The organism is Microbacterium sp. NPDC008134 (genome assembly GCF_042957055.1).
Taxonomy (GTDB): Bacteria; Actinomycetota; Actinomycetes; order Actinomycetales; family Microbacteriaceae; genus Microbacterium.
Window position 1 is genome coordinate 1122283 of record NZ_JBIBHO010000001.1, and the last position, 13429, is coordinate 1135711.

The following is a 13429-nucleotide window of genomic DNA, read 5'->3' on the forward strand; positions in this document are numbered from 1 at the left end:
TTGAGCGCCGCCGAGGCGCCGGAACCCACGCTCATCGGATCGGTGCAGCGGGCTCTCCGTCTGGTCGACATCGTCGCCAACTCTCCCCGTCCGCTGCCGACGAAGATGCTGGCGGCGATCACCGGGCTCACCCCCGGCACCACGTACAACCTCGTCCGGACGCTCATCCACGAGGGGTATCTGGCGGCCGAACCCGACGGGCTCGTGCTCGGGGCGCGCTTCCCGACGTTCCAGCGCGAGATCGACACGCGCGGCGTCTTCCTCGCCCGCGTGCGGGCGGCGCTCCGGTCCGTCACCGACGAGGTCGGGGCCACGGCATATCTCTCGCGCTACGACGACGGGGAGATGCACCTCATCGACATCGTCGACGCCGAGCAGAACCCGCGGGTGGAGCTGTGGGTCGGACTGCAATCGAGCGGCCATGCGACGGCCCTGGGCAAACAGATCCTGGCGGAGCTCCCCGACGAGGACCGCTTCGACTACCTCTCCCGGCATCGGCTCGAAGAGCTCACGCCGCGGACCATCAGCGACCGACGCACACTGCTCACGCAACTCGAGCATTCGCCGGGATGGACCCTCGACCAGGAGGAGTACGTCATAGGCGCGACCTGCGTCGCGGTCCCCGTGATCGCGCCCGATGTCACCGCTTCGCTCGCGATCTCGCTGCCCTCGGATCAGGCGATCGTCGACCGCGAACTGGTGACGAAGCTGCAGAGGGCGGCGCGGCGGTTGTCGCTCCAACTCGGCGCGGACACGCTGGGTGGCATCGATCCGGGGCCCGAGTTCACTATCTGAAAAACCTCAGTGGTATCGGGTTCCGCCGTTGCCTATTCTTGTATCCGTAGGCGTCTGTACATCACGGCACTACGAGTCGCGAGCAGGATCCCCAGTCCTTCGCGACTGACTGGGATGAGGAAGCGTCCCCAGCGCTCCTCGTCCGCGGCCCCGAGGAGTCCCCACTTCTCCGGGGCCGCCACCATTTTCGGCGGGTCCGCTGCTGGGAGTCCGAAACGGCTGCGGCCGTTAGCATGGCGGGATGAGCGAACAGCGGCCCCAGTACGGCGAGATCGCCACCCCGGAGGAGCAGCGGCGCGCCGCAGGCCTCCCGCCTCTCTCCGAGATGCCGCCTTCGCCTCTCGCCGAGAACGCGCCGCCCGTCGAGAGCTCCTCGGATGCACCGAAGCGGGCGCATCCTGTCGACCGGTTCGTGACGATCGGGCTGCTCGCCTACGGGCTGGTGAACGTCGTGGTCACCGGCCTGCAGTACCTCGACCTTCCGACCGTGATGAACCAGGTGCTGTCGGTCCTGGGCGTCTCCGGCGAGTTCACGAACTTCGCACAAGGCAGGGTCTGGGGGACGATCGCCGCCGTGGTGCTCGTCGCCGGATGGGCGCTGACGGCCACTCTGTCGATCCGTCGCCTGCGCCGCGGGAAGCTCACCTGGTGGCTGCCGATGGTCGGTGCCGTGGTGACGCTGGGCATCGCCGCGATCTGCATCTCCATCCCGATGATGGGAGACCCCGCATTCATGTCGTTCCTGCAGGCCCCGCCCGGCTCCTGACCTCGCACGCCCGCAGAGACGAGAACGGGTGCCCCGCCGGAAGGCAAGGCACCCGTTCTCGTGTGTGCGGTGGTCAGCTCTTCGACTGGCCGTACGAGCCGAGCTGACGCGTCGACTCGATGACGCGGGCGGCCATCGCGGTCTCGGCGACCTTGCCCCAGGCGCGGGGGTCGTACTGCTTCTTGTTGCCGACCTCGCCGTCGACCTTCAGCACGCCGTCGTAGTTCTTGAACATGTAGTCGGCGATGGCACGCGTGTAGGCGTACTGCGTGTCGGTGTCGATGTTCATCTTGATCACGCCGTTCGCGACCGCGGTGGCGATCTCCTCGTCGGTCGAGCCCGATCCGCCGTGGAAGACGAGGTCGAGGGGCTTCGGGCCCGTGCCGTACTTGGCGGCGACCTCGGCCTGGATGTCGCCGAGCAGCTCGGGGCGCAGCTTCACGCCGCCCGGCTTGTACACACCGTGCACGTTGCCGAAGGTGAGGGCGGCGATGTAGCGGCCCTGCTCGCCGAGGCCGAGCGCCTGGACGGCCTGGTCGACGTCGGAGAAGGTCGTGTAGAGGGCGTCGTTCGAACCCTCGTGCTGGACGCCGTCCTCTTCGCCGCCGACGACGCCGATCTCGACCTCGAGGATCGCGTTGATCGCCTTCATGCGGGGGAGGAGGTCCTTCGCGATCTCGATGTTCTCGGCGAGCGGCACGGCAGAGCCGTCCCACATGTGCGACTGGAAGATCGGGTTGCGGCCGGCCTTCACCTCTTCTTCGGAGGCGGAGATCAGCGGCTCGACGAAGCCGGCGAGGGCGTCCTTCGGGCAGTGGTCGGTGTGGAGGGCGACCGTAATCGGGTAGTTCTTGGCGACCTCGGTCGCGAAGCGGGCGAAGGCGAGGGCGCCGGTCGCGCGGCCCTTGACGGTGTGGCCGGCGAAGTAGTCCGCGCCACCGGTCGTGACCTGGATGATGCCGTCGGAGCCGGCTTCGGTCAGCCCCTGGAGGACGGAGTTGATCGTCTGCGAGCTCGAGACGTTGAACGCGGGGTACGCGAAGCCGCCGGCCTTCGCGCGGTCGAGCATTTCGGCGTACTGATCCGGGGTGGCGACGGGCATGAGAACTCCTGCGGTAGATGAAGCCTGGGACAGCAGTCACTCTAGCCGGGAGCGTGGACGGATGACGGGGGCCGGCGTTCGATGCCGGTGCGTGTCTCCTATCGTTCTGTTAAGAAACGCGAATCCTTCACTGTCGTGGCGGTGCAAACGGGGAGGTTCGGCCATACCGGCTGGCTAGGCTGACCTCATGGTGAGTCTTACTGCTGATCTGAGCCCGCTTCGTCCTGACCGCAACCTCGCGATGGAGCTGGTGAGGGCGACGGAGGCGGCGTCGATCCGTGCCGTGCCGTTCATCGGGCGGGGTGCGAAGGAAGCAGCCGACGGGGCAGCGGTCGACGCGATGCGCGCCTTCCTCGGAACGGTCGACTTCCAGGGTCGTGTGGTGATCGGCGAGGGCGAGAAGGACAACGCCCCGATGCTGTTCAACGGCGAGATCGTGGGCACGGGGCGTGGCCCCGAGTGCGACATCGCCGTCGACCCGATCGACGGGACCTCGCTCACAGCTGCCGGTCGGCAGAACGCCCTCTCGGTCATCGCGGTCTCGGACCGCGGCACGATGCTCGATGCCTCGAGCGTCTTCTACATGGACAAGCTCGTCACGGGACCCGCGGGTGTCGGCGTCGTCGACATCCGTCTCCCGATCGCCGAGAACATCCGCCGACTCGCCGGCGCTCTCGAGAAGCCCGTCGACGAGATCGTCGTCTCGGTGCTCAACCGTCCCCGCCACGAGCAGCTCATCCAGGAGATCCGCGACGCGGGTGCGGGAACGCGTCTGATGAGCGACGGCGATGTCGCCGGCGGCATCAACGCGGCACGCCATGACGCGCGCACAGACATGTGCGTCGGCGTCGGCGGCAGCCCGGAGGGTATCGTCACCGCCTGCGCCATCAAGGCCCTCGGCGGCCACATCCAGGGACGCCTGTGGCCGCGCGACGACGACGAGCGCCAGCGCGGGATCGACGCCGGACTCGAGATGGATCGCGTCTACGAGGCGGATGACCTGGTGAAGGGCAATAACACGATCTTCGTCGCGACCGGCGTGACCGACGGGCAGCTCGTCGCCGGAGTGCGTCGCGAGCGCGGGTACGTATACACCGAGAGCGTCGTGCTGCGCGGAGCCTCGGGAACGCTGCGCCGGATCGCGTCGGAGCACCTCGTCTCGAAGTGGTTGTAAGTCTCGGACGGTGACACGTCGAGGCCTCCGGCGGATGCCGGTGGCCTCGGCATCGTTACCGACCCGGTATCGCTCCTGCACTCACGATCCTGCGATTCGGCGCGGGTCGTGTCAGACTTGAGCCTGGGTTTGTCGCCGAGGACGGAGCCGTTCGGCACCGCAGGCACAGGAGGGCGAACACATGACCACGCCGCAGACACGCAGCTCGAAGGCTGCACCGACGAAGATCGTCACCACGAACACCGGACGCATCCTGCGTGTGAGCGCATCGGATGCCGAGGGCAGTATCGCGGCGGCCACTCCTGCCGTTCCCGCCGCTCAGCCGGTCGTCGACCCGGCTCGTCGTGCCGACGTGCTCTTCCGCAAGCGCCGCGCCGAAGGTCAGGAGATGAGCGCCTGGTGGATGATCGGGGCCTTCCTCGCGACGAGCGGACTCGTCATCATCCTGCTCAGCGGCGTTCCGGTGTGATCGGGGCGTCGATCCGGTCGCGCACCGCACCGATCTCGGCCTGAACCTTCTCTTCGCGCTCCGGCGCCTCGACCGCTTCAGGCTCTGGCGCCTCGACGAGTTCGGACGCCGTGAATCGGCGTGCGTTCGCGGTGATGCTCGCCGGCTGCGCGTCGAGGGTGGTCGCGTCGATGCCGGGGAACTGACGCGCTGTCACGAGGACGCGGGTCTCGAGTGAGCCGGCGAAGCGGTTGTAGCTGTCGACCGTGCGCTCCAGTGCGCGACGGAGGTCGTCGGCGTGCCCGGCGAGAGTACCGAGGCGGTCGTACAGCTGCGTGCCGAGGTTCAGAAGCGTGCGGGCCTCGGTCGAGACCTCCTGCTGCGTCCAGGTGTACGCCACGGTCTTCAGGACGGCCCAGAGGTTGACCGGGGAGGCGAGCGCCACGCGTCGACCGAACGCGTAGTCGAGGAGCGTCGGATCCTCGTCGATCGCGGCGGCGAGGAGGGATTCGCTGGGAAGGAAGCAGATCACGAACTCGGGGCTCGATTCGAGTCCGGCCCAGTACGCCTTCTTCGCGAGAGCATCGACGTGTGCGCGCACCGCCTTGACGTGCTTCTGCATGTGCGCGCGGCGCTGGGTCTCGTGCGCGTCGCCGACGGGGAGCGCCGACGCCTCGAGATACGCGTCGAGCGGCACCTTCGCGTCGACCGCGATGGAGGCGCCGCCAGCGAGGCGGATGACCATGTCGGGGCGGCCCTGCCCGTGATCCGATGAGATGTTCACCTGCAGGTCGAAGTCGACGTGCCGTGTGAGGCCTGCGGCCTCGACGACCCGCCGAAGCTGCGTCTCACCCCAGACGCCGCGCGTCGCGGTCGAGCGCAGGGCGCCGGCGAGCGACTCGGTGGTCGTCCGCAGCGCCTCATCGGACTCCTGTGCTCGCCGTAACTGCTCCGCGAGCGAACCGAACTGTGCGTGGCGCTCCTGCTCGATCGTCGCGACCTTCTGCTGCATCTGCTGCAGACTCTCGCGCACTGGGGCGAGGGCGGTGAGCACGGCGTTCTGCTGCTGCACCCGCTGCGCCTCCGCACGTTGCTCGACGCGCGCGTGCTCGACGGCATCGCGGTAGAGGTCGTACTGGCGATCACGGTCATCGCGGGCCGCGGCGAGTTCGGCCTGCACCCGAGCGAACTCGGCGGCTCCGCGACCGGCGCGCAGGAACCATCCCACAGCCGCTCCGGCGCACAGCGCGGCGACGACGAGGAGAACCATCAGGAGAGCATCCATGTGCTCATGATGCCCCCGGCCACCGACATTCTCGGGAGGCGTCCCGATCAGGCGACCGCGCGCTCCTCGCGGGCGACCGGCGCGCCGCCGAGGCGAAGTCCCAGGACCTCGGCGAGCATCTCGACGTCGGAGGCCGCTGCGCGGCGTGCGGCGTCGATCACGATCTGCGCGCAGGCCCGAGCATCCGCCAGTGCGTCGTGATGCGAGAACTCGGCGAATCCCGCCGCCGCTGCCGCCTTCGGGAGACGGTAGGAGTCGAGCTGGTAGGTCTTGCGCGCGACCTGCAGACTGCAGAGCGAGCGGTACGGCGGGCAGGTGCCCCCGGTCGCCTCGGACGCTCGACGGAGCACATTGAGATCGAAGCCGGCGTTGTGGGCGACGAGCACATCGGACCCGGCGAAATCGCACAGACGATCGAACTGCTCGGTCCACGTGGCCGCCGTGAGGACGTCTTCGGGCTGGATGCCGTGGATACGGACGTTCCATTCCTGGAACTCGTCGTGTCCGGGCGGAGGCTGGATCAGCCATCCGGCCTGCGCCACGACTTCGCCGCCGCGCACCCGCACGAGCCCGACGGAGCACGCGGAGGCGGGGCTGGAGTTCGCTGTCTCGAAGTCGATCGCGGTGAAGTCCAGGGGCACGCATCCACTCTCGCCCGGGCGTCCTGTTCGCCGCGGGCGGCGCGCCGTATGCTGACGACATGGCGGACAGCAGAGCGACGTCGTTCGGCGCGCAGGCGCAGGACTACGAGGCGGGGCGACCCGAGTACCCCTTCGACGCGGTGGCGTGGATGCTCGAGATCCTGTCGCCCGGAGCCCGGCGCATCGCCGATGTCGGGGCCGGAACGGGCAAGCTCACCCGGGCCCTCGTCGAGGCACCGGGGGCGCAGATCGTCGCGATCGATCCCGACCCCGCCATGCTCGCTGCGCTCCGTGAGAACGTCGCGGCAGTGCCCACCTTCCTCGGCACAGCCGAGTCCCTTCCGCTTCCGGACGACAGCCTCGATGCCGTCGTTCTCGGCCAGGCCTGGCACTGGGTCGATCCCGCTCGGGCTTCCGACGAGATAGGGCGTGTCGTGCGCGCGGGTGGAGTCCTCGGACTGATCTGGAACATCCGCGACAAGCGGGTCGGGTGGGTCGGCGACCTCAGCCGCATCATGCACCGCAGCGCGGCGGAAGAGGCGCTCGCCGCCGGAGATCCTGTGGTGACCGCGCCCTTCGGGCCGCTCGAGACCGAGGTCTGGGAATGGTCGCGGCCGATGACGCGTGAACAGTTGCACCGCATGGCCTCGTCGCGCAGCGCCGTGATCACCGCCTCGGCCGAGGAGCGGGATCGCATCCATCAAGAGATGGACGCGCTCTTCGACTCGCTGGAGTTCGCCGATGGGGTCATCGATCTCCCCTACGTCACGAAGGCGTTCCGCGCGCGTCGCGGCTAGTCATGACCGAGCCCGCCGTCGACGAGGGGAGCGGGAGCGCCCGAGGCGGATGGGCGCGCCGACACCGCCGCACGGTCACGGTTCTCACGGTGCTGTCCGTGGTGGTCGCGCTGCTCGTCGCCGACGGCATCCGCCGCTATGCCGAGGGCGAAGCGGAGCTCGCCAGCGATCCCGCGTTCTACGCACTGCCGTCACCTGTGCCGACAGGCCAGGCGGGCGCGATCATCCGCCGCGAGTCGATCGCGAGCGCGCCCGCCGGGTCGACGGCCTGGCGCGTCATCTACCACTCGCGCGATCTCGCGGGGGAGGACATCCCCGTCTCGGGCATCGTGATCGTTCCGAACTCGCCTGCACCACTCGACGGGCGCCCCATCGTGGCGTGGGGGCATCCGACCACCGGAGCCGCGACGCGGTGCGCGCCCTCGCTCGGCCTGGACCCGTTCCAGCTCATGGAGGGGATGCACGAGCTGCTCGCCGAGGGATATGCGATCGCGGCGACCGACTACCCGGGCCTCGGCGTGGCGGGTGGGTCGTCGTACCTGCTGGGTGTGCCCGAATCCAATGCCGTGCTCGACAGCGTGCGCGCAGCGCGGGGTATCGACGAGGCGCAGATCGGCGATCGGTTCGTGCTCTGGGGGCATTCGCAGGGCGGGCAAGCGGTGCTCTTCGCCGCCGAGCGCGCCGCGGACTACGCGCCTGAGCTCACGCTCGAGGGTGTCGCCGTCGCCGCCCCGGCAGCCGACCTGAGCGCGCTCATGAGCGACGACATCGTAGACATCTCGGGCGTGACCATCGCCTCGTACGCGATCCCGGCCTACACCGCGGCATACGAGGATCGATTCGGCGAGGAGGCGATCTCGGCGATCCTCACTCCGGCGGGGGCGACGGCGACGCCGAAGATGGCCGAGCTGTGTCTGCTCGCTCAGAACGAGCAGATCCACGCGATCGCCGATCCGCTCGTCGGCGGATACGTCACGAGCGATCCGGCCACGACCGAACCCTGGCGGACGATGCTGCGCGAGAACAGCGCCGGCGCTTCACCGATCACCGTGCCCGTGTTCGTCGGGCAAGGCGAAGCCGACGAACTCGTCATCCCTTCAGCCACGGAAGAGTACGTCGCGCGACTGTGCGCGCAGAAGACCAACGTGTCGTTCCACCGCTTCCCGGGCGTCGATCACGGCTTCGCGGCCTACGCCTCGGTGCCCGCGCTGCTGTTGTGGCTGGCGGAACTCGAATCCGGGACGCCGAAGGGCAACTGCCCCGCGTGATCGCGGGTGGCGGCGGCCGCTCCGGGTAGACTCGTTGCCCGTGGCTCTCACTATCGGAATCGTCGGCCTGCCCAACGTCGGCAAGTCCACCCTCTTCAACGCTCTGACCAAGAACGACGTGCTCGCGGCGAACTACCCGTTCGCGACGATCGAGCCCAACGTCGGTGTCGTGAACCTGCCGGATCCGAGGCTCGACAAGCTCGCGCAGATCTTCGGCAGCGAGCGCATCCTCCCCGCTGCGGTGTCGTTCGTCGACATCGCCGGCATCGTGCGCGGTGCCAGCGAGGGGGAGGGGTTGGGCAACCAGTTCCTCGCGAACATCCGCGAGGCCGACGCGATCGCGCAGGTCGTCCGCGGGTTCGCCGACGACGACGTCGTGCACGTCGACGGTGCGGTGAACCCGGCATCCGACATGGAGACGATCAACGCCGAGCTCATGCTCGCCGACCTCCAGACCGTCGAGAAGGCGATCACGCGGTACGAGAAGGAGGTGCGCGGCAAGAAGATCGACCCGTCGGTCCTCGACGCGGCCAACGCGGCGAAGGATGCCCTGGAGCGCGGTCAGCTGCTCTCGATCAGCGGCCTCGACCTCGAGCCGATCCGGGAACTCGGCCTCCTCACCGTGAAGCCCGTCATCTTCGTCTTCAACGTCGACGAGGCCGTACTCACCGATGACGCGCGCAAGGCGGAGCTCGCCGCGCTCGTCGCTCCGGCCCAGGCGATCTTCCTCGACGCGAAGATCGAGTCCGAGCTCATCGACCTCGATCCCGAGGATGCCGCCGAGCTGCTCGCAGCGACCGGTCAGGACGAGTCGGGCCTCGACCAGCTCGCTCGCATCGGCTTCGCCACCCTCGGCCTGCAGACCTACCTCACCGCGGGTCCGAAGGAAGCACGCGCCTGGACGATCCCGCAGGGCGCCAAGGCCCCGCAGGCAGCCGGCGTCATCCACACCGACTTCGAGAAGGGCTTCATCAAGGCCGAGATCGTCTCGTTCGAAGACCTCGTCGAGACCGGTTCGGTCGTCGAAGCCCGTGCCAAGGGCAAGGCCCGCCTCGAGGGCAAGGACTACGTCATGAAGGACGGCGACGTGGTGGAGTTCCGCTTCAACAACTGAGCGCTCCGGCGGCTCATAGACTCGCAGCGTCTCCATCGTCTTCGCAGGTCTCCGGCGTGAACGGAATGCATGTACGAAGAACGTCACCCCGACTCGTCCGTGCTGGAGTGCGTGTGGCAGGCGCGGGCGACGCGAGATGAGCGCTACCTCGTCTCGGCGGTCGAGTACTGGGATCTCTGGTTCACCCGCGAGCCGGGCGGAGCGACATTCGCCGGCCTGACGGGTCCCACCCTCGGACACCGCTGGATCCGCTCGAAGGTGGGCGAGCACAGCTGGGGCATCCAGCTGAAAGCTCACGTCATCGTTCCCGGAGTGAGCAAGCAGCTCCTGCGTGGTGGCGACCAGTCCCTCGTGGTCGAAGCGGGGAAGATCACGATCGCACAGCATTCGCTGCCGTTCCCGGAGTCCGAGGACCTCGAGAGCTTCACCGATCGGCTCCTCGAACTCGACGTGTTGCGCGACGACGACGAAGTCAGGCGGATGCTCGCCGGCGATGACGCGGGCTACTCGGAAAGGCACCGTCAGCGCCGGGTCCGCGACGTGACAGGCCTCACCCGCAAGCAGATCGATCAGCTGTCGCGTGCGCGTGAAGCGTACGCGCTGCTGCTGCAGGGTGTGCGGCCGATCGAATGCGCGGCGCGCTGCGGTTTCGCCGACCAGGCTCATCTGACTCGCTCGCTGCATGCCTTTCACGGCCAGACGCCGGCCCAGGTGCTGTCAGGTCGATGATGGCGGAAATGTTCAAGACGGGGCGCGTCACCCGGTGATGGACTGAGGGCATCGCATCCATCACCAGCAGAGGAGCAGATGATGTCCGCACCTGCCGCCCCCGAGGGCTACGCGACCGTCAACCCGTTCATCATCACGACAGGAGCCGAGGAGCTGACTCGCTTCGTGATCGAGGTCCTCGGCGGAGAGGAGCGTACCGAGGCGCGCACCGTCGATGACGACGGGCTTCTCCTGCAGGCAGAGGTGCGGGTGGGCACGACCACCATCATGCTCGCCGAGCGCAAGCCGGGCTGGCCGTTCACTCCGAGCCTGCTCCAGGTCTACGTCGACGATCTCGATGCCGTGCTCGAGCGCGCTCTCGCGCGCGGGGGCCGTCTCGTCACGAAGGCTACAGATTTCTTCGGCACGCGGTTCGCGCGTGTGCAGGATTCCAGTGCGAACCTCTGGTGGATCTGGCAGCACGGTGAGGTGGTCTGGGACGCGGCTGACGGGGAGAGCGAGTGGGATGTCGAGGTGGGTGAGGCCGGATGGGGCGAGGTGTCGCCCGAGCTCGCATACATCCACGACACGTTGCTCGAGGCGATGACCGCACTGCGCGACCCGGAGGCCTGAGAAGCGCCTCGTCGCTGTCGAGGACGTGCGCGATATGCGACGTGCGACACCCGGGATCGCCGTCAAGCGGGTCAGGTCCGACGGTCGAGATCCCGCCTCAGCGCCTCGGGCCAGGTCTCGATGTCTCCCGGCGTGCCCGCAACCGTCAGGGTCGCGTTCGGGAGCAGGGCGACGAGTGCTTCCGCCGTCGACAGCGGATGCCCGGGGTCGTTCGTCCACGCCAGGATCGTCGTCGGCACCTCGATGCGTGCGACGGTTTCCCGCGCGGGGAGGTCGCTGAGCGCCGCGCCCCGCAGGACCGAGGGCAGGAGTTCCCCGGTGACATCGGGCCCGGGGTCGGGTACGGCCTCGGCTTCGGGGGAAGGCGCAGCGCCGCGCGTGCTCGCGAGGTATGCCTCCATGCCCTCGGTGTCGATGAGATCGGCCGCCGCTCGGTAGTTGGCCGCCTGCGCGGGGCGGGTGTCCCACGCCGTCGGCGGCGCCATGAGTGTGAGTCCCGTGAAGCGGTCCGGATCGATCGTCGCCGCGTGCAACAGTGTCGCGGTGCCCATGGACGGGCCGACGCCGTGCACGCGCTCGTCGGGGAACCAGTGGTCGAGCAGTCTCAGAAGGTCGTCGGCGAGGTTCTGCCAGCGATAGTCCTCCGGAACTTTCTGACCGGACGATCGGCCATGGCCACGTGCGTCGTAGCGCAACAGCCGCGTTCCGCTGAGACCTCGGCCGAGGTCGAGCTCGAGTCCTCGGTCGCGCTCTCGGCTCGCGGTGAGCCCGTGCAACTGGACGACCGGCTGTCCGCCTTCATCGCTCATGGCGACGGCCAACTCGGCTCCGGGGACCGCGAATGTATGCATCAGGCTCCTCGCTCGTGACGACCGCATCGGCTGGGCGGTCGGTGTGATCTTCAGGTTATCCGGGGGCGATATGGTGCTACGCATGCGCCTGACCAATGTGACGCACCTCCGTCTCCCGTTCGGACGGCTCTGGGGATACGCCGTCACGGCGTCCGCGCCTGGCCGTCGCCTGCCGGTGTCTTTCGACCAGCGCCTCCACGTCGGGGCGGGCGATCGACGGGGCTCGTGGATGGCGCTGTCCTTCCGCCTCCCCGCGCCGATCCCTCGCGAGTCGATCGCGGAGGCCTGGCTGGCCGTGATCGGCCGGCACGGCACACTGCGGACGGCGTTCACGCCCGGTGCGGACGGCGAACCCCTGCTCCACGAGATCGAGGTCGGCCCCGGGGAGTGGGTCGAGCACGAGATCGCGCCCGGGCAGGCCGTCAACGATGCTCTGCGGGACGTGCTCGATGACGCGTGTTCGCCGTACCGGCATCCGTCCCACCGTCTGTGCGTGCTGGAGACGGCGGCAGGATTCACGATCGTGATCGCCGCCGACCACGCGCACGTCGACATGTGGTCGATGCTCGTGCTCGCGCGCGACCTGCTGGCCGCGCTCGACACGCGGCACGCCGGAGCGCGGCCGATCCCGGCGCCGGCATTCGTCGAACACACGCAGGCGCTGTTGGATCGGGATGCCGCCCCCGACAACGTGCGTCGGCGGTGGGAGGACATCATCGACGGCAGCGGCGGTGTGATGCCGCAGTTCCCGTTGTCGCTCGGCACGCCCGAGCCGCATCGTGAGCGCGTGGAGGTGCGTGACGTGTTCGATGTCGACGACGCCGCGGCGTTCGCCGCGCAGGCCCGCGACGACGGCGTGTCGACGCTCGCGCGCGCCGTGGTCGCGATGACCGCGGTGACCAGTGAACTGGCGGATGCTCCGCTCCGCGCCGTCTTCCCCGTGCACAGCCGATTCGACGATAACTGGCACGACTCGGTCGGCTGGTTCATCACGAACTCCGTGCTCGAGTCGGATGTCGACGAGCCGAAGGCCGCGGCGGCTGCGGTGAAGGAGGCGGTGCAGCTCGGCACATGGCCGCTCGCCGACGTACTCGCACCCTGGGGAGGTATGCCGGTCGCGCCCGGGATGTTCGCGATCTCCTGGCTGGATCTGCGCAGGCTTCCCGTACGCATCGACTCGGTCGGGCTCGACGCGCAGTACGTGAGTGCGGCGACCGACACCGACGGCGTGATGCTGTGGTTCATCCTGGACGAGTCGGGACTGCACCTGAGGTGCCGTTACCCCGACACCGTGGAGGCGCGCGCGAACGTCGGTGGATGGCTCGACCTGCTCGTCGCCCGGCTGCAGGCGGATGCGCGGTCGTCCGTGCGCGGGCGACTGCACGTCGCCGGACGGACCTTCCGGCTCGAGAGGGCGAACCGTGACGACATCGAGGCCATCGCCGCGCTGCTGTTCGACGACGATTTCGGCCCGGATCGGGAGGGGGTCGAACTCGAGCGCTACGAGGCGGCCTTCGGTGCGGTCGCGCGCGACGGCTCCAACTACCTCGGGGTCGTTCGCGACAGCGACGACCGTCCGGTCGCGACGATGCAGTTGACCGTGATCCCCGGCCTCTCCCGCGGCGGTTCGACCCGGCTGCAGATCGAGGGCCTGCGCGTCGCGGCCGGCGCCAGGTCCCAGGGGCTGGGGGCGGCGATGCTCGAATGGGCGCACGAGTTCGGGCGGGTGCGCGGGGCGCGGCTGTCGCAGGTCACCACCGACGACGCGCGGGACCGGACGCGAGCCTTCTACACCCGGCACGGGTACGAGACCGCGCACGTCGGGATGAAGCGGGCGCTGTGAATGA

At 68.8% G+C, this 13429-nt stretch carries 14 protein-coding genes; 10 read left to right on the forward strand and 4 right to left on the reverse strand.

Going from position 1 to position 13429, the window contains the following annotated elements; all coding sequences use genetic code 11:
- Positions 1-795, forward strand: coding sequence for an IclR family transcriptional regulator (locus ACFY9N_RS05215; RefSeq protein ID WP_391477253.1), 795 nt, complete (start codon positions 1-3; stop codon positions 793-795).
- 241 nt (positions 796-1036) lie between these two features.
- Positions 1037-1561: a DUF6264 family protein gene (locus ACFY9N_RS05220; protein WP_391477255.1), complete on the forward strand. Its 525-nt coding sequence runs from the start codon at positions 1037-1039 to the stop codon at positions 1559-1561.
- A gap of 73 nt (positions 1562-1634) precedes the next feature.
- Here the strand turns inward: ACFY9N_RS05220 and fbaA are convergent, their stop codons facing one another.
- On the reverse strand, positions 1635-2663 hold the full coding sequence (gene fbaA / locus ACFY9N_RS05225; RefSeq protein WP_391477256.1) for a class II fructose-bisphosphate aldolase: 1029 nt from the start codon (positions 2661-2663) through the stop codon (positions 1635-1637).
- Positions 2664-2850: 187 nt separating this feature from the next.
- Here fbaA and glpX point away from each other — a divergent pair, with 187 nt between their 5' ends.
- Positions 2851-3837 (forward strand): class II fructose-bisphosphatase, encoded by a 987-nt coding sequence (gene glpX / locus ACFY9N_RS05230; protein WP_391477257.1) that lies wholly within the window; start codon positions 2851-2853, stop codon positions 3835-3837.
- Positions 3838-4018: 181 nt separating this feature from the next.
- A complete protein-coding gene (locus ACFY9N_RS05235; protein WP_391477259.1) occupies positions 4019-4306 on the forward strand; it encodes a hypothetical protein in 288 nt (95 codons plus the stop codon).
- Here the strand turns inward: ACFY9N_RS05235 and ACFY9N_RS05240 are convergent.
- Both ACFY9N_RS05240 and ACFY9N_RS05245 read right to left on the reverse strand, forming a co-directional pair.
- A complete protein-coding gene (locus ACFY9N_RS05240; RefSeq protein WP_391477260.1) occupies positions 4287-5570 on the reverse strand; it encodes a DNA recombination protein RmuC in 1284 nt (427 codons plus the stop codon). The genes ACFY9N_RS05235 and ACFY9N_RS05240 overlap by 20 nt on opposite strands.
- A gap of 47 nt (positions 5571-5617) precedes the next feature.
- A complete protein-coding gene (locus ACFY9N_RS05245) occupies positions 5618-6211 on the reverse strand; it encodes a 3'-5' exonuclease (RefSeq protein ID WP_391477261.1) in 594 nt (197 codons plus the stop codon).
- Between the two features lie 59 nt (positions 6212-6270).
- On the opposite strand from ACFY9N_RS05245, the gene ACFY9N_RS05250 reads away from it, so the two are divergent.
- From ACFY9N_RS05250 to ACFY9N_RS05270, 5 genes are all read left to right on the forward strand, one after another.
- On the forward strand, positions 6271-7008 hold the full coding sequence (locus tag ACFY9N_RS05250; protein WP_391477262.1) for a class I SAM-dependent methyltransferase: 738 nt from the start codon (positions 6271-6273) through the stop codon (positions 7006-7008).
- A gap of 2 nt (positions 7009-7010) precedes the next feature.
- The gene (locus ACFY9N_RS05255) at positions 7011-8276 is read left to right on the forward strand and encodes an alpha/beta fold hydrolase (protein ID WP_391477263.1); all 1266 of its coding nucleotides are present in this window, start codon (positions 7011-7013) and stop codon (positions 8274-8276) included.
- Positions 8277-8316: 40 nt separating this feature from the next.
- Complete coding sequence (gene ychF, locus ACFY9N_RS05260; protein ID WP_391477264.1) at positions 8317-9390, forward strand: redox-regulated ATPase YchF; 1074 nt, start codon at positions 8317-8319, stop codon at positions 9388-9390.
- Positions 9391-9702: 312 nt separating this feature from the next.
- Positions 9703-10119 (forward strand): helix-turn-helix domain-containing protein, encoded by a 417-nt coding sequence (locus ACFY9N_RS05265; RefSeq protein WP_391477265.1) that lies wholly within the window; start codon positions 9703-9705, stop codon positions 10117-10119.
- A gap of 81 nt (positions 10120-10200) precedes the next feature.
- The gene (locus ACFY9N_RS05270; protein ID WP_391477266.1) at positions 10201-10731 is read left to right on the forward strand and encodes a VOC family protein; all 531 of its coding nucleotides are present in this window, start codon (positions 10201-10203) and stop codon (positions 10729-10731) included.
- 71 nt (positions 10732-10802) lie between these two features.
- On the opposite strand, the gene ACFY9N_RS05275 is transcribed toward ACFY9N_RS05270, so the two are convergent.
- The gene (locus ACFY9N_RS05275; protein ID WP_391477268.1) at positions 10803-11582 is read right to left on the reverse strand and encodes an alpha/beta fold hydrolase; all 780 of its coding nucleotides are present in this window, start codon (positions 11580-11582) and stop codon (positions 10803-10805) included.
- 82 nt (positions 11583-11664) lie between these two features.
- On the opposite strand from ACFY9N_RS05275, the gene ACFY9N_RS05280 reads away from it, so the two are divergent.
- The gene (locus ACFY9N_RS05280) at positions 11665-13425 is read left to right on the forward strand and encodes a GNAT family N-acetyltransferase (protein ID WP_391477269.1); all 1761 of its coding nucleotides are present in this window, start codon (positions 11665-11667) and stop codon (positions 13423-13425) included.
- Positions 13426-13429: the final 4 nt, after the last annotated feature.